Source organism: Pustulibacterium marinum, assembly GCF_900116665.1.
Lineage (GTDB): Bacteria > Bacteroidota > Bacteroidia > Flavobacteriales > Flavobacteriaceae > Pustulibacterium > Pustulibacterium marinum.
Map to the genome: position 1 here is coordinate 222191 of NZ_FPBK01000002.1, position 20606 is coordinate 242796.

The window sequence follows — 20606 nt, forward strand, 5'->3', positions numbered from 1 at the left end:
CTTATTTGCGTTGTAAAGTTAAGCTCATGAGTCCCATCACCACATCGTTTGCAATAGAAGTTAAAGTGATGTTCTTCAACGTTTTTTTAGGGTTCAAAGGAATATCTAAAATAGTGGCAGCGCCACCGTCAATAGCATAATCAGAGTAGCCATGAATAGGTGTATAGTTTGAAAAATCAGTCCTAATTTTTCCCGATTTTAAGTACAGTCGCAACGGTTTTGGTGCGTCTGTAGTAAAAGCGTAGCCATCAGTGTAATAATCTTGTTCAATAGGCCACCAATTTTCCGGATTTTTCAGCGGTAGTTTTTCCGTAGATCCATCTGTATACTGCACGGTGACCATTCCATTGGTAATTCTACTTTGCATTGGATTTGTGGTTCCGGCGAGCAGCAAATACGCATGTTTGGCTTTGCCAGATAATGGAATTTTAATTTCCTCCGGAAAAACATCCCACTGTGATGTAAAAGCTATGTTGGGATTCACTTTTGTTTTTGGAGAACGAAACGGAATTCCTTCCGAAGTGGTAAAAGAATTATCCGTATTTAAAAGCTGTTGCAAACCAGAATCGTCAATCTGTACTTCTTTTGAAATCCACGGATAACACCAATTTCCAATGCCTGTAGTAGGCAATTGCAACGTTGGTCTTTGCGGTCTTGGACTTGAATATTGATTGTTGAAAATGTCTTTGATATTACTGTTGAAATAGCTTTGTAAATTCACCATTTCATATGTGGTTTTTTCAGTTGTTGGTACTTCCCATTCCTGAAATTCTAAAGCAAAAGTTCCTTCTTTCGTGGTAAACAAAAGGCGGTTGGTTCCCGAAGTCACATACGCTAACGGCAAGTCCACATCAATTTCCGATGCAGCAGCGATGCTAATGGAGCGTTTTGATTTTCGAGAACCCATAACCCAAAGGTCGCCTTCCATGGCTTTTTTGGTGTTGTTGCTCAGTGTACATGAGATGGCGTTTGCAGTTCTTTTATTTTCTAAAAGCACTACCTTGGGTTGAATTTTCACAGCAATTAATTCCCGCCATGTACAATCTCTTTGCGTCAACGTTGCAAAAAAGCTTTTGTTTCCTGTGGTGTTTTTAAAGTGAATTGTATTAGAATTCAAATCATACGATTCAATAATTCCTTGCGGATCGGCAATAGTAACGAGTTTGGCTTTTCCGGTTTCGATGTGAAGATCGCCGCCTTCCGAAACAGTGTTTTCATAACTAATTGGACTAATCCTTGTTCCTTTTTCGTGAATGGCTATTTCATAACTGGCTGCATAAGGTAATTTCAAACTGATTTTTGGATGGTGAAACGCTGTTGTTTTCCATTGAAAATCTATTTGTTTTCCGTTCACTGTTATTTTTTCTATTTGATCTTTTTCCACGGGAACTTCAAAATACAATTCCAGTTTTTTAGCCAAATTTTGAGTTATATGGTAATACTGAATCGAGTTTTCTTTTTTGAAAGCTACGCCAACATTTGGTAGCTGTAAGGAAGCGTGTTTCCAACTTTCAGGAAAACCAGGAACAATATTCAAAGTATTATGCAACGCATCTGGACGAATCCCGAAAAGTCCTTCAGTTAAACTTCTTGCAGCCATTCCAATGGGGTCTGCAAAATCTCTGTACAATTCACCACGCATGGCATCGTAAAATGACAATTGCTGAAAACTCCCGGGTGAAGCACCCAAATACATACTTTCTAGCAAAGCACTTTCCCATAGTTTATAGGCTTTTTCACTATTACCGCCTTGCCAATAAGCCAGTGCCATATGCAGATTTTCTGCCAGCGCTACGTTGTTAACAGACCAAGTGTAAGGTTGCCAATTGGTAGTGGCTATTAATTCTAAATCTTTTTTGAATCCGGTTGCGTTTACTGGAATATGTGGAATTTCATCCGTTACATATTGCAATAATTGTTGCGCTTGTTCCGGTTGTAAAACAGCTTCATCAATGGTGTGATACACACTCCAAATTCCGGGTTGCTCATGTGGCAATTCATTTCCTAAAAGATCTTTGTATTCGGCAACAATTCCTTTTTCGGGAATCCATAATTCTTTTTGAATAGCAGTTTGAATTTTTTCTGCTTCTTTTTCATAGGGTTCAGGATTTTCACCTACAATCGAAGCCAATTGTGCTGCAGTTTTGTTGGCGCTAAAATTGTATGCCGAAGTATAGCTAACACCACTTCCTGCGTATTGTAACGCATCACTAGCCCAAATGGCAGCGTAGGCATCGTAAAGTCCGTCACCATCGGTGTCATAATTTCTTTTTTCCCAAGCCAAATGTCGTTTGATAGCTGGCCAGGTGGCTTTGATAAATTCAGTATCTCCGGTCCAATCAAAATGTTTCAGCAATTGATCAAAAAAGACCAAATTCATATCGTAATGATGGGCTTTATCATTCCGATTTGGATGTCTGCTGATGTAGCCACTGCTAAACATGGAGTTGCCAATTTTTTCTACTTGACGTGCCATAAAACGTGAGGTGTCGGGCACTACCGGACCCGTTTTAGGCGAGGTTACTTGTGAGTTGAGATAACTTGTAAAATGAGTTTTTGCTCTATCATGCCAACCTAAGGGATCTGCAACATACGCACCACGCCAGGCATTCAAATGCATACGCCAGGCCACAGCGCCATGTAAATATGCCGGATCTTCCCAAATTCCGTCAGCAGCAATGGCCAACGCTCCTCCTAAGGTGTTGAGGTACGGATCTGGAGTTGTTAATTGGACTCTATTGCGAATGGTTTGTGTTTTTTCAATTCCTTTTTCAAAATCTTTTGATATTTCTGTATTAGAAGATAGGTAGGTGCCTAATTTCCAGAAGTAGGCTGTTTCGCTGGTTAAGGTCAATTTTCCGGTAACAACAGGAGTTTCAGTTTGTGCAGAATTCCATAACTGCGCTGGAGTGTTAAGTTGATTGGCATCTGCTATTTTCATTGTTGAAGTTGGAAAATATCCTTGAATGGTTCTGGTATTTTGTTGTGTTTTAGTGTCCCATTTAAAGTTCAATTCAAATGAATCTTGATGGAGTTGATAAGTATTGTGTAAACAATATTCAGGCAATAGATAGAAAACCGATTCCGGATCGGCACCAATGTCGCCATCTCTGTGAAATTTCTTTCCAGTTGCACCACCGTAAGTCCAGATAAGCGATACATTTTCAGGAATTGCTTCCGTAGTAACTTTTAGCACAAACCCTTCCGCATCTGCTAAGGCAACCAATTGTAGTTGCAATTTACCGTTTTGCAACAATGCATCCTGAATGGTATATAACATGGTTCCTGGAATATACGAAGTGGTAATGCTATCCGCTTTGGTAATCCATTTACTTTGATTGGCTACTTGTATTCCAATTTTAAAATTTCCGCTCATTCCCGGCATGTACATGGCAAATTCTGGCAAGTCACCCGCCTCAACCCGAAATCCAGTATTGGTGCCGTATAATGCACGATTGAATTTTCTGTTTCCAGCAACCAACTGAAAAGCAGTTCCGTTGGGTTTATAGTGAATTTCTCGTGGTGTATCATGCCAAGGATTTTGAGAAGATTCGGTTTGAGATTTCATGGAAATCGACCAGAATAATATCACTCCTAAACAGATAAATTTGAACATTTTTTAAGGCTTTAAATTGAATTTTGAAGAGTCTCTTCTTGGATTTACATATAAAAAAGACTTTCCCAAAATTGAAATGGGAAAGTCTGTAAACAAAAAAATAAACCCGAAGCTGTAAAGTTTACAACTGCGAGGCTTCCCCCTTATTTTTTTGTTGTATCCATTTACTAAATATTAAATAAAGAACTCCACAACAAATCCATGCAGGAAGTGTTACAAACGATAAGAAAACGTTGTATTTAACCGATATGAAATAAAAGATTCCGAAACTTAGCAACCATGCAAACAATACGGCATAGTTGAAGTTCATATTCTTTTTTTCTGCATAGAAAGCTTGAATGCCAAATTTCTTTCCGAAGAAATATTCAAAAACAATGATGGCACCTATTGGAGCTAAAATGAATCCGTAAAGCGCTACAAAATCTAAAAGTTTCATAGCAAATGCAGGAAACAATCCAGCTATAGTAGCTACTGCACCTGCAATGATAGTTACCCAAAAGCGTGAAGCCTTTGGAACAATTGCTTGAAATGCTAACCCAGCTCTATAAATTGTTGGATTTGCAGTAGTCCATCCGGCTAATAAAACAGCCAAAATTCCAAAAACACCAATGGCATTGTAGGCCAAAGGACCCGGAGCTACTCCCGGCGCATTTCCACTAGCTAAAATAGCTTGCGCTTCTGGTGTTTTTAAATATACAGCATATAACAAAGCAGCTGAAATCCATGCTATGTAATGACCAATGTAAATTCCGGCAGCGGTAGTCCATCCGGCTTTTGCTTTTTTGGCGAATCTGAAAACAGATAAATCAGACATTCCTATATGCATAGCAGCATTGGCAAACCACGACCATAAAAATACATGCCAAAATGTATATTTTATTTGTCCAGGAAAAGGTTCAGAACCTTCTCCCCAGATATTCCAAAAATCAGAAACGCTAGAAATGTTTAGGTTGATTAAGGAAACCACTCCACAGGCCACAAACGCTAAAACAATAATAGGACTCATCCAGTTTGCTGCCTTAGCAACCGTATCATAACCTTTGGCAGCGATAAGCGAAATCACTGTACCAATAAGTAAAACAATTATTATCCAAGTGAAACCATTAGGAAGTGTATCGGTCAGTTTTGGCATTTCCATATTGAACGGAATTCCAACGGCGGTTGCAGATACGGTAATCATAGCACCTGCTAAAAAGCAGAATAGAATTCCATTGGCCAAATTATATCCGGTTACTAATTTTTTTCCGCATATTTTTTCAAGATGATAATACAAAGTATATCTAAATTTGGTACCGATTTCTGCCGTTAAAAAACGCCAGCTAAGCACGGCCATAAAGTTACCGAGTAGCAGGCCAACAATTAAATCGAATGCACTCACACCTGTGGTTAAAAATAGTGGACCAATCACAAATTCGGTTCCTGCAGCATGCTCGCCTGCATACATTCCAAGGAAATTTTTCCATCCCATGAGTTTACTCTCTGGGACACGCTCTCTTTCAAATTCAGAATTCGCTTCTGTGATCACTTCTTCTTCTATGTGGGCTTGACTCATAACTTCTTCCATAATTACTTGACTAAATAGTTTGGTAAATCTTTTACGTTTTCGCAACAAACTTGTTCCATTACTTGCTGTAATTGCATTTTCAGCATTTCTATCACTTGATCTCCACCTTTTTCACCTAAAGCACCAACGCCGTACATAAAACTGCGCCCCATAAAGGTGAAATCGGCTCCGCAGCTCATAACTCTTGCAATATCAGGACCTGAACGAACGCCGCTATCTAGCATCACTGTAAGTTTGTCTTTGTATTTAGGAACGATTTCTTTTAGTGGTTTGATGGTAGATTCTCCGGCATCTAACTGGCGACCTCCGTGGTTGGAAACGATGATTCCGTCGAAACCTAATTTAACAGCTTCTTCGGCATCTGCTTCCGAAGCAACTCCTTTTAAAACCAGTTTTCCTTTCCATTGATCACGAATCGGTTTTATTTTTTCAGCATTTAAACGACCAGAAAAAGTAGCATTCATCCACTTTCCTAATTGTTTAATACTCATGCCGTTTTCCATATATTTTTCCATGGTAGCAAAGTTGGGCTGACCATGTTTTAATGTTTCCATTGCCCAACGAGGTTTGCCTAAAACTTGAAAAACGTTGCGCATGTTCATCTGTGGCGGCATGGCTAAACCGTTTCTAATTTCTTTTGGGCGATATCCAAACGTGGGAACATCACACAACACAACTAATACATCACAACCCGATTCTTCTGCTCTGGAAAGTATATCTTTTCGTAACCAATCTTCAGCAGGATTGTAGAGTTGAAACCAATAATTTCCTTCGGTCAACTCAGCTATACGTTCAATACTGCTAGTAGTTACGGTACTCAGGACAAATGGAATGTTATGTTTGAAAGCAGCTTTGGCCAAAATTTCCGGAGCATTGGGCCACATTAAACCTTGCAATCCCACAGGAGAAATTCCAAAAGGAACGCTGTATGTTTTTCCGAAAAGTTCAGTTTTCAAATTGGCATTTCCATAGTTTTTAAGATAAGTAGGCTTTAGTTGAACTTGTCTTATTTCGTCTGTATTTCTTTTAATATTGATATTTTCATTGCAACCACCATCTAAATATTCAAACGCAAATTTTGGCATGCGCTTTTGGGCACGTTCTCTCAATGATTCTATAGACGGATATTCGGTATTAAAGGGGAACGCCATAATTAATGCATGATATTTTTAAAGATTAATGGTTGTAATTCTTTCATTTTATAGTGTGTTTGCAAAAAGCCATCTGTAATTTCTTTGTTGGAAATCACCATGGCTGCACCTAGTGCCGAACCAAGCGGCGAATGTGTGCTTAAAACTTTGTATTCACTGAAATGGTGAGACATGAGTTTCATAAACACATCGTTATCGGTAAAGCCGCCATCTATGTAAATGGTTTTGATAGGCGAATTGCCAATGGCATTGGTAATAGTATGAATTTGCAGTTCCATCAATTCAATCATTAATTGATGATATGCCTCTTCAAAAGTTTCAAAAGATTTAAGATCTGTTGCCTTTAATGTTTTTCGTTTCAAAGAAATTCCTTCAAATCGAAAATAGATTGAAGGTTTTTCTATCAACTTTAAATACAGTTCTTGATTAAATTGAACTGTTCTATGATAACCGTACTCTTTGCCGTAATATTCACTTAATTTTTCTACTTGAATTCGGTATTCATTACCCATAAAAAAGCGTGAAGCTTTTACTCGTTTTCCATCGGTTCTTAAATAATTCAGACAATTATTTTCAATATCTTTCTCTTGTAACTGTTCTTCATTAAACGGATTTAACGAAATACTCCAAGTTCCTGTAGAAAGTAGTAGAAAAGGTTCTTTTTTACTTAAAATATATGGAAGCAGAGCAGAAGAGCTATCGTGAATACCTACTCCAATTTTGATTTTTTTGTCCTTATATACGGTATTTAAACTTGCCGAAGTTGGTACAATTGAGCCAAATAATCTATCAAACCCCTCATCTAAAACCCATTGGTGATAATCACCTTTTTGGTAATCCCATAAATTTGTATGACAACCAATGGAAGTGTACTCACTCACAGGAACTCCGGTAAAAAGAAATGATAAATACTGAGGTAAATGCAAGCTGTATTTTACTTTAGCAAACGTTGTAGGGTATTTTTCCTTTAACCAAAATAGTTGTAAACCGCTATTTAACATTCCAGCTTGAGGCGAAGCTGTTTCTACAGCTATTTGTAACTCACTACCATGTTTTTCATAAAATGAAGTAAGAATTTCTTTTTCTATGGGCTTGGTGTAATTGTACAAAGGAAAAAGTACATTTCCTTTATGATCTAGGTGTACAAAACTGGCTCCATATGTAGAAAAGTTAATAGCTTTTATTTCATATTCTTCAGAAAGTAAAACTTTGTGAAATGTTTTCTGAATCCATGTTGTAAGCGCCTGAAGATCTTCCGTAGGATATTGATCTTCGTCTAATGTCAATGGAAGATGTGTATATTCTCGAAAAACTTCCTGATAATGTTTATCAAACAGAAAAAACTTTTTGTTTGTTTTACCAATATCAAAAACGGCAGTTACTTTCTTTTTCCCCATGTTATTTTCTTATTGCCTACAAAAGCAATACTTCTTTTTGAGTTTTTATTGAAATTATAGTCCTGTTGCCTGAACTTCTAAACCTCTTTCATCTATGAGTTGCTGACGAACCTGAAATGCACGATAGGCTTTTAACGGATCTACCGCACCACCTGCTTGTTCGCGAGCAGCTTTTAAAATAGAACGTACATCGGTGTTGTAAGCATCTTGTAAAATTTCCTGACATTTAACAACGTCATTTTCTAATTGGGCAGTTTTCAAAGCTTTTTGGTCTACCAATAACGCTTTGGCGTATGCCATTAAAATTGCTTCTAAAGATTGAATAAGATCTTCTAACGGATCTTTGATATTGTGACTTGCGTCAATCATCCAAGCTGGATACGGGTTTTGTGGATTGTTTTCCATTCCGTATACCAATTCATTAAAAATTAAGAATAAAGCATATGGTTTGATGGAGCCTACGGTAAGGTCATCATCTCCGTATTTACTGTCGTTAAAGTGAAAACCTCCTAATTTTCCTTTGTGCATTAAGGTAGCCACAATCTGTTCTATATTGGTATTTGGTAAATGGTGCCCTAAATCTACCAAGGTGTACGCTCTTTCTCCACAAGCATTTGCTAACATAAAAGAGGTTCCCCAATCTTGAATAGTGGTACTGTAGAAGTTGGGTTCATAGGGTTTGTACTCAATAAATAACTTCCAATCTTCTGGCATGGCTGCATAAATTTGTTGCAAACTGTCTTCGGTGTTTTTCAAAGCAGTTTGAAAATTTAATTGCCCGGGAAAACTAGCGCCGTCTGCCAACCAAACTGTTAAACTTTTAGAACCTAATGCTTTTCCAATTCTAATTACTTCTTTGTTGTGTTCCACAGCATATTCTCGAGCCCTTTTATCGGTACTGTTTAACGAACCGTATTTATAAGTTTCTTCTGCGTTTGGCTGATCTTGAAATGTATTAGAGTTCATAGCATCAAACACAATTCCGTGATTGGCGGCAATTTCTTTTATTGCATTGATATCTTCAGGAATATCCCAAGGTATGTGAAGAGATACAGTACCAGCACTTTTGGTTAAAGCATGAATAAGGCCAACATCATTTAACTTTTGTTCTAAAGTAGCGGGTTCTCCTCCATAAGAAAAGCGTCCAAATCTTGTTCCTCCAGCACCTAAAGCCCAACTTGGAATAGCCACTTGGAAATCGGCTACTTTTTTAATAATGGCATCGATATCGATTCCTTTTTTGGTAAACTTCGATCTTAAGAAATCGTTTTCGTGTTTGTAATCTTGGTTACACGATTTGTTAAAATCGGCTATTTCGTTTTTTGATAGTTTCATAACAATAGTATTGGTTGATTTGTACTAAAAGTAATACAAATAAATTGTATGATTATAAAAATCGTACAATTTTATAAGGATAAATCACAAGATGAAAAAAAGTCACCTTGTGATTTATGATATTTTTTAAATTATCTCACAAAAGCATTGGCCATACCACCATCTACATTAATGGTATTTCCGGTACTTTTATCTAAAATTCCGATGCAAGCAAATACTCCGTTTGCAATATCGTCTGGTAAAATAATTTCGTTTAATAAATTTCGCTTCGCGTAGTGCGCAGGTAATTCTTCTACCGTAATTCCATATGCTTTGGCACGGCCTTCTGCCCAGGCGCCTTCCCAAATTTTACTACCAACAATCACTCCGTCTGGATTTACGGTATTTACACGGATTTTATCTTTGGCCAATTCAGCAGCCAATAAACGCGTCATGTGTTGCTGTGCGGCTTTTGCTGTTCCGTAGCCTACATTGTTTGGTCCGGCAACCAATCCATTTTTACTAGCAATGTGTACAATATCACCGCCTAAACCTTGCTTGCGCATAATGTCTACAGCTTTTTTAGCCAATAAGAACTGACCTTTTACTAATACATTTTGAAGCAATTCCCAATCGCGAATTTCGGTATCTTCTAAAGATTTAGAGATGGCTAATCCGGCAGAGTGAATTACAATATCTACACCTCCAAAAACTAAACAAGCTTCTTTGTAGGCTTTCTGAATAGAGTTTACATCGGTTACATCGCATAGAGCGGTAGCAACTTCGTCTCTTTTATAGGTTTTGAATGCACTTGCCAAATTGTCTTCATTAATATCTGTAAGTACCACATTAGCACCTTCGGCTACCAATTTATCCGCAATTGCTTTTCCTATTCCGCCTGCTGCTCCGGTTACCAAAGCTACTTTTCTGCTCAATGGTTTTTCGGCGGGCATACGTTGTAATTTAGCTTCTTCTAGTAGCCAATATTCAATATCAAAAGCTTCTTGACGCGGTAATGAAGTGTATGCTGAAATTGCTTCGGCTCCACGCATTACGTTGATGGCATTGATATAGAATTCACTGGCAACACGAGTGGTTTGCTTGTTTTTAGCAAAGCTGAACATACCAACTCCCGGATAAATAATGATGACCGGATTTGGGTCTCTCATAGCCGGACTGTTAGCGTGTTTACAGGTTTCGTAATAGGCTTTGTATTCGTTTCTATATTTTTCGAAAGAAGGATTTAGTTTTGCTAATACTGCTTCGGTATTCGTCAGATCTTCATCTGTAGCTAAATCTAAGATCAAGGGTTGAATTTTGGTACGTAAGAAATGATCTGGACAAGAAGTTCCCATAGGAGCTAATCGTTCTAAATCATTACTGTTAATGTACTCTAATACCACATCGGTATCTGTAAAATGACCAATCATTCTGTTTTCAGAAGAAGCCAATCCTCTTAATAATGGCATTAACTGAGCCGCTTTTTCTTTACGTTCTGCCGGTGGTAAGGATGCTAATTTTTGTCCGCCAAAAACACTTCCTTTTTCTTTTATTTTCTTGTTGATATATTCAGAAGCGGTTTCAATTACTTCTAAGCTGTTAATGTAGCATTCGTAAGAGGTATCTCCCCAAGTGAATAAACCGTGACTTCCTAAAACAATTCCACGAATTCCCGGATTATCATTCAAGCATTTTTCTAGCTGTAACCCAAGATCAAAACCTGGTCGTTGCCAAGGAACCCAACCCATAGTGTCTCCCCAAATTTCTTTGGTAATTTGCTCACTATCTTGTGCTGCGGCAACAGCAATCAAAGCATCTGGGTGAAGGTGATCTATATGTTTAAAAGGAAGTAAACCATGTAAAGGTGTGTCTATCGAAGGCGCTTTACTATCAAGATCATAAATACAATGGTTAAAAAGGCCAACCATGCGGTCTTCATCAGCTAAACCACCATATACATTTTTCAAATCTCTTAATCTATTGGTATACAAACCGGCAATACCTTTACGGGTAAGTGTACCAATATCTCCACCTGAACCTTTCACCCACATTACTTCTACCTCTTCATTGGTCAACGGATCTTTTTCTATAGTTTTACAACTTGTGTTTCCTCCACCATAGTTAGTTATTCTTAGATCGGAACCTAAAATATTTGATCGGTATAGAAACAATTCTACCTGATCATCTCCTAAAGATGCTGTTTTGGCTTCATCCCAAAGATAATCTACATACTGAAACGTTTTTTCCATTTTATGATTTAATTTCATTAAGCTTTTCAAATGTAGTTGTTACATTTTCTGACTCCATCCTGTGCTATACTGCTTATTTTAATAATTTTTATATCTTGTTTTTGAAAACTTATAATTATTTTAGAGAATTAATAGAACAGACTAACCATAGTATAAATGTTATCGAAAACCTTTGAGATTACCATAGACTCAGAATCTCGGATTCCAAAATACAAGCAAATTGTAGATTCCGTTATCAATGATATTGCCCAGGGAAATATAAAAATAGGAGAGCGTATTCCTTCTATTAATGAACTTAGTGAACATTTACTTTTAAGTAGAGATACCGTAGAGAAAGCATATAAACTTTTAAAAGAAAAGAAGATTATTGTATCGGTAAAAGGGAAAGGATATTACACATCTAAAACCGAGTTGATTTCCAAAACAAATGTCCTTTTTTTGGTCAATAAGCCGAGTACATATAAGTTGATGATCTATAATTCTTTTGTAAATACACTAGGAATTAATGGGCATGTAAACTTGTTCATCTATCATTGTGATGAATCATTATTTGTAAATTATTTAGAGCGCAATATTGGATATTACGATTATTACGTAATAATGCCGCATTTTAGAGATGAGAACCTAAATCATTTGAGTTATACGGATAAAGTTATTAAAACTTTGGAGCGTATACCTAAGAACCAACTCATTATGCTAGATAATACGAAGCCGGCTATTAAGGGCGATTATGGGTCTATTTATCAAGATTTTAACGATGATATTTATAGTGCTTTAAAAGAAGGGTTAGATAAGATAAAGAAGTATGACAAGATTATTTTGGTATACCCATCTTCATCGGTAAACCCATATCCTAAAAGAATTGTACACGGGTTTAAAAGGTTTTGTATTGAGTTTGATATCGATTTTGAAATTCTGGATGAAATTTATGACGATATGGAATTGCAAAGTAAGGATGTGTATATAACCATTCAGGAACGTGATTTGGTTAATTTGGTTAGGCAAGTACGTGCTAAAAATCTAGAAATGGCAAAGGATATAGGAATTATATCCTATAATGAAACTCCGCTTAAGGAATTATTAGGCATCACAGTTATTAGTACAGATTTCAAAGCAATGGGAGAATCTGCGGCATATATGGTGTTGAAAAACAAGAAAGAAAGCGTTAAAAACGTCTTTAAGTATATCGAAAGAAATTCTTTGTAGCTTACGATGCAATCGATTACTTCCGTTAAAAGCTCAGGATACAACAGGATAGCGATACTGAAAATTGCTGGTAATTTCACACGATAAAAAGAAAACGTTTTCGTTTGAAAAGAATACAACTTTAAATGAATTTTATTAAAAATAGTTTTGTGTGTATCTGTGCCATGGTGAGCTTGCAAATGGCAGCGCAAACCACCACCACCACAACAACAACAAATGCATGGCAAAATACCAATAACGAAGCCAAACCCTGGACTCGCTGGTGGTGGATGGGAAGCGCCGTAGACAAGCACAATATTAAAAACCACTTGGTGCAATTTCAAAAAGCGGGTCTTGGCGGTGTAGAAATCACACCGATTTATGGAGTAAAAGGGGAAGAAGCTAATTTTTTAGAATTTTGGTCTCCTGAATATTTAGAAGTGCTTTCATATACCATTAAAACTGCCGATAGTTTAGGTTTGGGCGTAGATATGGTATTGGGAACCGGTTGGCCGTACGGCGGTAAGCAGGTAAATCTGGAAGATGCTGCTTCTAAACTGGTTTACAAGAAAATTGATATCAAAAAAGGAGAGAAGTTTGAAGGCTCCATACTGCCCGAAAAAGCCAAACACCTTACACTACAAGCGGTCATGGCTTTTAGCTCTAATAAAGCAGAAAACATCACAGCGAAAGTAACGGCTGAAAATACCATTAAATGGAAAGCTAAAAAAGGAGATTATACTATTTATGCCTTGTTTTTAGGGAAAACCGGACAGCAGGTAAAACGAGCAGCTCCAGGGGGAAAAGGCTATACGTTAGATCATTTTTCACACAAAGCGTTACAAAACTATGTCAGCTTTTACCATAGCGCTTTTGCCAATATGGAAGAACGCCCAACCACTATTTTCAACGATAGTTATGAGGTGTACGGAACCACGTTTACGCCTGATTTTTTAGCACAGTTTGAAAAACGTCGCGGTTATAGTTTGTTACCGCATCTAAATCAATTGTTGCTAGAAGAACCCGACGATATTGCTAATCGCATCAAGTCCGATTTTAGAGAAACTATTTCTGATATTTTACTGGAAGAATTTGATAGACCGTGGACCAAATGGGCAAACGGTTATGGTATGAAAACGCGTTTACAAGCGCATGGTTCTCCCGGAAATTTAATCGATTTGTATGCTTCTGCAGATATTCCAGAATGTGAAACCTTTGGTTCTATGCCGTTTGATATTCCCGGATATCGAAGAGATCCTGAAAATATTCGTAAAGGTGATGCCAATCCCATTATGTTGAAGTTTTCGTCTTCGGCAGCGCATATTTCGGGCAAACCCTTAACGTCATCGGAATCGTTTACATGGTTGCGAGAGCATTTCAAAACCGCTTTATCGCATACCAAACCAGAAGCAGAAGAGTTGTTCTTAAACGGTGTAAATCACTTGTTTTTGCACGGTTCTACCTATTCGCCGGAAAGAGCTGCTTGGCCGGGATGGAAGTTTTACGCATCCGTGAATTTTAGTCCGCAAAACACCATTTGGGCCGATGCCGATGCCATGTTTTCTTATGTGAAAAATGTACAAACGTATTTGCAAAAAGGAACTTCAGACAACGAACATTTGGTGTATTGGCCAATTCATGACGTATGGAATTCCTATTTTGAAGGCAAGCTGTTTGTGCAGTTAAAAATACACTCGTTGGAAGAGTGGTTGTTGCCCACCAATTTTTATAAACTCTCCACAAATCTTATCGAAAAAGGCTATACCATTGACTTTATCTCAGACCGATTTATTGAGGAAGCTAAAGTGGTAAACGGAGAAATTCAGTTACCGGGCGGTACTTTTAAAAGTATCATTATCCCAAAAAGTAAATTCATTCCGTTGGCAACTATGCGAAAATTACAAGAACTAAAAGCAGCTGGCGGAAACATTATTTTTGAAGGATTGCCGGCAAGCGTTCCCGGATTTTTTCAGTACGAAAAGCAAAACAGTCAATTACAACAATTGCTAAAAGAGGTTTCGGTTTCAGAAGATGTGTTGGCAAGTTTAGCAGCAAACAATAACCAACCGGAAACCTTGGTGACTACTGGATTAAAATTCATCAGAAGAAGTTACGAAGGTGGTAAAATCTACTATTTAGTCAATCATACGGCGAAAAAAATAGATACGCTGATTCCTTTAAATACAAACGAAAAAGAAGTATTGCTGTTAGATCCGTTAACGGAAAAAGTAGGGAAGGCTAAGGTTGTTCAAAAAGGAAATCAAACGTTTATCAAATTGCAATTGGCTTCGGGCGATGCTATCATTGCGCAATCCGGAGATCATTTTGATGTGGCAGAGTGGACGTATTTTGAAGAACAATCGAAACAGTATGCCATAGAAGGAAACTGGGAATTGACTTTTGAAAATGGCGGACCAACCATACCGGAATCAATAGAATTGTCAACTTTAACCGATTGGACAAAGATCAATGAGGAAACAACCAATTTTTCAGGAACAGGCGTATACACAATTTCCTTTGAAAATCCGGATGCGAGTGTTCACAATTGGAATTTAGATTTAGGGAATGTTCGCGAAAGTGCTGAGGTGTATTTAAATGGCGAATACCTGCAAACACTTTGGTCAGTACCGTTTACTTTACAGCTTTCCAACCTAAAAGAGGGAACAAATCAACTCACGATAAAAGTCACCAATTTGGCTGCAAATCGTTTACGCGCTAAGGAAATGCGAGGCGAGGAGTGGAAGAATTTCTACGAAATTAATATGGTAACCAAAGATTATCAAAAATTTGATGCCACACTCTGGAAACCAATGCCATCCGGGTTGTTGTCTACCATCAATTTAATTCCATTAAAAGAAATCGATTAACGAGAACTATGAAAAAAATATATGCATTTTGTTTGGCTGCTTTGAGTGCAGCAAGTGTCACGGCGCAAGAAGCTATCAACCGTGAGGAAGTTTTGAAAACCCTGGAAACCACCAATGGATATTTTATGAAAAAGTGGCCCGATGTGGGCAAAACCATCATCACCAACAAAGAACGTCCCAGCAATATCTGGACACGCGGTGTGTATTATGAAGGTTTGATGGCTTTGCACGAAATTATGCCAAGAGATGTGTATTACAAATATGCGTTAGATTGGGCCGATTTTCACCAATGGGGATTCCGTAGTGGTAATGAAACCAGAAATGCCGATGATTATTGTGCAGCTCAAACTTATATAGATTTATACAATTTACAACCAAATCCAGAGAAATTAAAAAACACAAGAGCTTGTATGCAAAAGTTCTTACATACACCGGAAGATGCCGATTGGGATTGGATTGATGCCATACAAATGGGAATGCCGGTGTTTGCTAAAATGGGTGTTTTAGAAAACGATGATCGCTACTTTCAGAAAATGTACGATATGTACATGGAAACTCGTAACGAAATTGGTGGACACGGATTGTTTCATGAAGTCGAGGGCTTATGGTGGCGCGATGCAGATTTCGATCCGCCATACACAGAACCTAACGGAGAAGATTCGTATTGGAGCCGTGGAAATGGTTGGGTAATTGCTGCGTTAGCTAAGGTGTTGGCGATTATTCCGGAAGGAACTATTGGAGAAGAGCAATACAAAAGCGATTTGAAATTAATGGCGGAAGCCTTGGTAAAAGTGCAACGTAAAGATGGATTTTGGAATGTGAGTTTACACGATCCCAAGCATTTTGGAGGCAAAGAACTTTCGGGTACTGCTTTGTTTGTATACGGAATGGCTTATGGCGTAAACAATGGAATTCTCGATAGAAAAACCTATCTTCCTGTGATTGAAAAAGCATGGAATGCTATGGTTGAAAAAGGGGTTCACGAAAACGGATTTTTAGGTTGGGTACAATCTACCGGAAAAGAGCCTAAAGATGGTCAGCCGTTGGCTTATGACAAAACTCCAGATTTTGAAGACTACGGATTAGGATGCTTTTTATTAGCAGGAACTGAAGTATATCGTATCGAAACCAAATAAAGATGTATAGAATAAGTTTGTTGGTTTGGCTGTTAGTGAGTGGTTTGCTCAATGCACAAGATGCAGAAATTGCTATCTGGAAAGATCATATTCCGGGAAGCATTAGCAATCCAAACTATCAGGAAGAACAACAATTTAAAGACGGAGAAATACGTGGCGTGAGTAAGGTGACAGAACCTACCATCAGTGTTTTTTTGGCCAAGGAAAATCCGCAACAAACCGCTGTGATTATTTTTCCCGGCGGTGGCTACAGTCATTTATCCATTAACAAAGAAGGATATAAAGTAGCACAATGGTTAAATACACAAGGAATTTCAGCCTTTGTAGTGAAATATAGATTACCCGATGCCAGTATTATGGAGAATCCTGCTGTTGGTCCTTTGCAAGATGCGCAGGAAGCTATCAGAATAATTCGTGCTAATGCTGAAAAATATCATCTCGATCCATCTAAAATAGGAATCTTAGGGTTTTCCGCAGGCGGACATTTAGCTGCTACCTTATCAACGCATTTTGATGAAGAGGTGTATACTTCAGCATACAAAGTAAGCGCCAGACCCGATTTTTCTATATTGATCTATCCGGTGATCAGTATGCAAGAAGGCATTACACATCAAGGTTCTAAAGATCATTTATTGGGCAAAAAGCCTTCAAAAAAAACAGTTACCCATTTTTCTAACGAAACTCAGGTAACTGCCAACACACCGCCTACGTTTTTGGTGCATGCGGTAGACGATTCCGGAGTCCCAGTAGAAAATAGCATCAACTACTTAAAAGCATTAAAAGCACATGGTGTCAAAGCAGAAATGCACTTGTACGAGAATGGCGGACATGGTTTTGGTTTAGGAAGACAAGTAACCAACAATCAATGGCCGGAAGCTTTGTTGAAATGGTTTCAATTACATAAAATTTTAAAATAAGATATGATGAAAAAGAAGTTGTTTTTGTTCTGTAGTTTATTTGCACTTTTTGCACATGCTCAAGATGTATATCTGTTTAGCTATTTCAAAGGAAATGGAGAAGATGGTTTGCACTTGGCATATAGCGAAGATGCTTTGCACTGGAAAGCATTGCATGATGACAAAGCAATTCTAGAACCCAAAATAGGAGAACAAAAACTCATGCGCGATCCGTGTATTATTCGCGGTGGCGATGGAAAGTTTCATATGGTTTGGACAACGGGTTGGACAGAACGTGGTATAGGATATGCTTCGTCAGACGATTTAATTCATTGGTCAGGACAAAGATTACTTTTTGTAATGCATGATGAAAAAACAGCTCGTAATTGTTGGGCTCCAGAAATTACTTATGATGAAAAATCAAAGGAATATATGATCTATTGGGCCACTACGATTCCGGGGAAGTTTCCTGAAACGCAATCGGAAATGGAAAACGCATACAACCATAGAATGTATTACACAACCACAAAAGATTTCATCAATTATACGCCAACCAAATTATTATATGAGCCAGGGTTTAATGTGATAGATGCCACCATTCAAAAAAAGGGAGATAAGTTTATCATGTTTTTAAAAGATGAAACGAGAGAGCCGGTAGCAAAGAACATTAAAATTGCATATGCTGATGCTTTAACTGGTCCGTATTCAGAGGCGAGCGAGCCTATTACTGGAAATTATTGGGCAGAAGGGCCTACTGCGGTAGCAATTGATGGATCATATATCGTATATTTTGATAAATACAGAGATCACAAATATGGCGCTGTAACTTCTAAAGATCTCAAACATTGGGATGATATTTCTGATGAAATTCAATTTCCGTCAGGATTGCGTCATGGAACGGTATTTAAAGTGACCAAAGAAGAATTTGAGGCCTTGCAGGAAAACTTATAGCCGTATTCACAATTAGGTTACTTTTTTAGAAATTTCTATATTTATCCTTCGCTTCAAGAAGATACAAATGACAATAACCTGCGCAATTATAGATGATGAACCAATGGCGTTGAGCCTGGTTGAAAGTTATGTTGAGAAAACTCCTTTTTTAACGCTTAAAAATAAGTTTAGCAGTGCTATTGAGGCGATGCAAGCCATTCAAGAAGAGCCTGTTGATCTCTTATTTTTAGATATTCAAATGCCCGATCTTACAGGAATTGAATTTTCAAAAATGTTACCAAAACATACACGCGTAGTGTTTACAACGGCTTTTGATGAGTACGCTATAGATGGTTTTCGTGTAGAAGCGCTAGATTATTTGTTGAAACCTTTTGATTATGCTGAATTCTTAACGGCAGCGAACAAGGCAAGAGATTGGTTTTCTTTGGTGAAAAAAAGTGAACATTCAACTTCAGAAACCACAAAAATTTCAATGGAAACAGTAGAGGAGAAGAAGGAAAAAGAATTTCTTTTCGTAAAATCAGAATACAAACAACTGCGCATAAAGCTTGATGATGTATTGTATTTTGAAGGCTTAAAAGACTATATTAAAATCTGGTTGAAAAACGAATCTAAGCCTATTCTTACCTTAATGAGTTTAAAATCATTAGAAGAGGAATTACCGGAAACTGATTTTATGCGCGTACACAGATCGTTCATTGTTTCACTCAAAAATATAGATGTAGTAGAACGTAGCCAAATTGTGATTAACAATCAAAGAATTACCGTTTCCGAAGCGTACAAACCAAAATTCCTTGAGTTTATCAGTAACAATTCGCTTTAATTAACTTTTTTGATAACTCGCTCGGTTTGCCAAAATAGTTTGCATATTTTGGTTGCTCCAACCTGCCAAAGCATCTACATGGGGTAGCAAACTTTTACCTAAATCTGTAAGTTTATATTCCACTTTTGGCGGAATTTGAGGATATACTTTTCGGTTTACCAAACCATCTGCTTCCAGATTTTTTAAAGATACCGACAACATTTTTTGAGAGATATCTCCAATTGCTTGGTGAATTTCGTTAAAACGTAATACTTCATTTTGGTTTAGCACCATTAGAATGAGCAAAGACCATTTATCTCCAATTCTATCCAGTACATTTCTTACCGGACAATTCAAAATATCAGTAAAAATTACTTCTTTTTTCATTTTTAATTCTTTGATTTTCAATATAACTAACTTTTTGGTAAGTAGCTTTCGGCGTCGTTCGTTCTTGTTTTTTCTACACTAACTATTTACCTTTGACTTACCAAAAGTAAGTAAATATATTTTATTAATTATAAAAATTTAAATTGTTATGATATTAGTTACAGGTGCGAGCGGTAGTTTAGGAGCCCAAGTAGTAAATGAATTACTCAACCGTGTAGAGGATTCAGAAATTGCGGTATTGTCTAGAGATACTAGTAAAGTCGCCGAATTCAAGGAAAAAGGTATTGAAATTCGTCAAGGTGATTACAATGATTATGAATCTTTAGTAAAGGCTTTTGACGGAATTAACAAATTGTATTTTGTTTCAAGTAGCGATATTCCAAATAGAATTGCGCAACATGAAAATGTGGTAAACGCAGCCAAAGAAGCTAAGGTTGGCCATATTGTTTATACTAGTTTTCAGCGTAAAACCAACAAGAAAGATTCTATTATTGGTTTTGTTGCCGAGTCGCATATTCATACCGAAGAAATTATCAAAGCTTCCGGAATACCGTATACCATTTTAAAACATGCGTTGTACATGGAGGTGATTCCGTTATTCTTGGGAGATAAAGTGATAGACATGGGCGCTGTGTATTTACCAACCGATGATGGTAAAGTTTCGTATGCTTCCAGAGTTGATATGGCACAAGGTGGCGCCATTATTTTGTCAACAAACGGACATGAAAATAAAGAATATGAATTTGGTGGCGAACTGAGTTTAGGCATGGATGATGTAGCCAAAGTGCTTTCTGGTTTGTCTGGAAAAGAAATTGCATACGTGAGTCCGTCTACAGAAGATTTTATCAAAACGCTTTCAGAAGCTGGCGTTCCAAAAGAAGCGATAGATATTACTGTTGGTTTTAGTGTTGGAATTGCCGCAGGAGAGTTTGACGGTGCTACCAACGATTTAAAAGATATTTTAGGTCACGAATTAATCTCGTTATCTACATTTTTGAAAGGAGCTTACGATTTGCAGGAAGCATAAGCATTGAAAATTTTACAAGAATCAAAAATCCGTTTGCAATTAAGTTTGGAACGGATTTTTTCAT

Annotated in this window: 14 protein-coding genes; 7 read left to right on the forward strand and 7 right to left on the reverse strand. The window is 37.5% G+C overall.

Going from position 1 to position 20606, the window contains the following annotated elements:
* Position 1: 1 nt before the first annotated feature.
* The 6 genes from BM383_RS05450 to BM383_RS05475 all read right to left on the reverse strand — a co-directional run bounded on the left by BM383_RS05450 (position 2) and on the right by BM383_RS05475 (position 11291).
* Positions 2 to 3616 carry a DUF4450 domain-containing protein gene (locus BM383_RS05450; protein ID WP_245766533.1) on the reverse strand — a complete coding sequence of 1205 codons (3615 nt, stop codon included), beginning with the start codon at positions 3614 to 3616 and terminating at the stop codon, positions 2 to 4.
* Positions 3617 to 3737: 121 nt separating this feature from the next.
* On the reverse strand, positions 3738 to 5168 hold the full coding sequence (locus BM383_RS05455; RefSeq protein ID WP_093024068.1) for a purine-cytosine permease family protein: 1431 nt from the start codon (positions 5166 to 5168) through the stop codon (positions 3738 to 3740).
* A gap of 14 nt (positions 5169 to 5182) precedes the next feature.
* Positions 5183 to 6331, reverse strand: coding sequence for an alpha-hydroxy acid oxidase (locus BM383_RS05460; protein ID WP_093023816.1), 1149 nt, complete (start codon positions 6329 to 6331; stop codon positions 5183 to 5185).
* Between the two features lie 2 nt (positions 6332 to 6333).
* The gene (locus BM383_RS05465) at positions 6334 to 7728 is read right to left on the reverse strand and encodes an FGGY-family carbohydrate kinase (protein ID WP_093023818.1); all 1395 of its coding nucleotides are present in this window, start codon (positions 7726 to 7728) and stop codon (positions 6334 to 6336) included.
* Positions 7729 to 7782: 54 nt separating this feature from the next.
* Positions 7783 to 9063, reverse strand: coding sequence for a sugar isomerase (locus BM383_RS05470; RefSeq protein WP_093023820.1), 1281 nt, complete (start codon positions 9061 to 9063; stop codon positions 7783 to 7785).
* A 131-nt stretch (positions 9064 to 9194) separates the two neighbouring features.
* Positions 9195 to 11291 (reverse strand): bifunctional aldolase/short-chain dehydrogenase, encoded by a 2097-nt coding sequence (locus tag BM383_RS05475; protein WP_093023822.1) that lies wholly within the window; start codon positions 11289 to 11291, stop codon positions 9195 to 9197.
* 156 nt (positions 11292 to 11447) lie between these two features.
* Between BM383_RS05475 and BM383_RS05480 the strand changes: the two genes are divergently transcribed.
* The 6 genes from BM383_RS05480 to BM383_RS05505 all read left to right on the forward strand — a co-directional run bounded on the left by BM383_RS05480 (position 11448) and on the right by BM383_RS05505 (position 19149).
* Positions 11448 to 12497 carry a GntR family transcriptional regulator gene (locus tag BM383_RS05480; RefSeq protein ID WP_093023824.1) on the forward strand — a complete coding sequence of 350 codons (1050 nt, stop codon included), beginning with the start codon at positions 11448 to 11450 and terminating at the stop codon, positions 12495 to 12497.
* A 125-nt stretch (positions 12498 to 12622) separates the two neighbouring features.
* Entirely contained in the window at positions 12623 to 15343 is a 2721-nt protein-coding gene (locus BM383_RS05485) for a glycosyl hydrolase (RefSeq protein WP_093023826.1), read from the forward strand.
* A gap of 8 nt (positions 15344 to 15351) precedes the next feature.
* Complete coding sequence (locus BM383_RS05490) at positions 15352 to 16479, forward strand: glycoside hydrolase family 88/105 protein (RefSeq protein WP_093023828.1); 1128 nt, start codon at positions 15352 to 15354, stop codon at positions 16477 to 16479.
* A 2-nt stretch (positions 16480 to 16481) separates the two neighbouring features.
* Complete coding sequence (locus tag BM383_RS18985) at positions 16482 to 17396, forward strand: alpha/beta hydrolase (protein ID WP_093023830.1); 915 nt, start codon at positions 16482 to 16484, stop codon at positions 17394 to 17396.
* A gap of 6 nt (positions 17397 to 17402) precedes the next feature.
* Positions 17403 to 18326, forward strand: a complete 924-nt coding sequence (locus BM383_RS18990) for a glycoside hydrolase family 43 protein (protein ID WP_093023832.1) — start codon at positions 17403 to 17405, stop codon at positions 18324 to 18326.
* Between the two features lie 67 nt (positions 18327 to 18393).
* Positions 18394 to 19149, forward strand: a complete 756-nt coding sequence (locus tag BM383_RS05505) for a LytR/AlgR family response regulator transcription factor (RefSeq protein WP_093023834.1) — start codon at positions 18394 to 18396, stop codon at positions 19147 to 19149.
* Here the strand turns inward: BM383_RS05505 and BM383_RS05510 are convergent, their stop codons facing one another.
* Positions 19150 to 19515 (reverse strand): winged helix-turn-helix transcriptional regulator, encoded by a 366-nt coding sequence (locus tag BM383_RS05510; protein ID WP_093023836.1) that lies wholly within the window; start codon positions 19513 to 19515, stop codon positions 19150 to 19152.
* Between the two features lie 148 nt (positions 19516 to 19663).
* On the opposite strand from BM383_RS05510, the gene BM383_RS05515 reads away from it, so the two are divergent.
* Positions 19664 to 20542 (forward strand): SDR family oxidoreductase, encoded by an 879-nt coding sequence (locus tag BM383_RS05515; RefSeq protein ID WP_218157913.1) that lies wholly within the window; start codon positions 19664 to 19666, stop codon positions 20540 to 20542.
* Positions 20543 to 20606: the final 64 nt, after the last annotated feature.

What these genes read in the sequence shown, in the direction of transcription:
- BM383_RS05475 (WP_093023822.1), bottom strand. Translation starts at nt 11,291, where the DNA reads ATGGAAAAAACGTTTCAGTATGTAGATTATCTTTGGGATGAAGCCAAA.
- BM383_RS05480 (WP_093023824.1), top strand. Translation starts at nt 11,448, where the DNA reads ATGTTATCGAAAACCTTTGAGATTACCATAGACTCAGAATCTCGGATT.
- BM383_RS18985 (WP_093023830.1), top strand. Translation starts at nt 16,482, where the DNA reads ATGTATAGAATAAGTTTGTTGGTTTGGCTGTTAGTGAGTGGTTTGCTC.
- BM383_RS05490 (WP_093023828.1), top strand. Translation starts at nt 15,352, where the DNA reads ATGAAAAAAATATATGCATTTTGTTTGGCTGCTTTGAGTGCAGCAAGT.
- BM383_RS05460 (WP_093023816.1), bottom strand. Translation starts at nt 6,331, where the DNA reads ATGGCGTTCCCCTTTAATACCGAATATCCGTCTATAGAATCATTGAGA.
- BM383_RS05470 (WP_093023820.1), bottom strand. Translation starts at nt 9,063, where the DNA reads ATGAAACTATCAAAAAACGAAATAGCCGATTTTAACAAATCGTGTAAC.
- BM383_RS05450 (WP_245766533.1), bottom strand. Translation starts at nt 3,616, where the DNA reads ATGTTCAAATTTATCTGTTTAGGAGTGATATTATTCTGGTCGATTTCC.
- BM383_RS05510 (WP_093023836.1), bottom strand. Translation starts at nt 19,515, where the DNA reads ATGAAAAAAGAAGTAATTTTTACTGATATTTTGAATTGTCCGGTAAGA.
- BM383_RS05485 (WP_093023826.1), top strand. Translation starts at nt 12,623, where the DNA reads ATGAATTTTATTAAAAATAGTTTTGTGTGTATCTGTGCCATGGTGAGC.
- BM383_RS05465 (WP_093023818.1), bottom strand. Translation starts at nt 7,728, where the DNA reads ATGGGGAAAAAGAAAGTAACTGCCGTTTTTGATATTGGTAAAACAAAC.
- BM383_RS18990 (WP_093023832.1), top strand. Translation starts at nt 17,403, where the DNA reads ATGAAAAAGAAGTTGTTTTTGTTCTGTAGTTTATTTGCACTTTTTGCA.
- BM383_RS05505 (WP_093023834.1), top strand. Translation starts at nt 18,394, where the DNA reads ATGACAATAACCTGCGCAATTATAGATGATGAACCAATGGCGTTGAGC.
- BM383_RS05455 (WP_093024068.1), bottom strand. Translation starts at nt 5,168, where the DNA reads ATGAGTCAAGCCCACATAGAAGAAGAAGTGATCACAGAAGCGAATTCT.
- BM383_RS05515 (WP_218157913.1), top strand. Translation starts at nt 19,664, where the DNA reads ATGATATTAGTTACAGGTGCGAGCGGTAGTTTAGGAGCCCAAGTAGTA.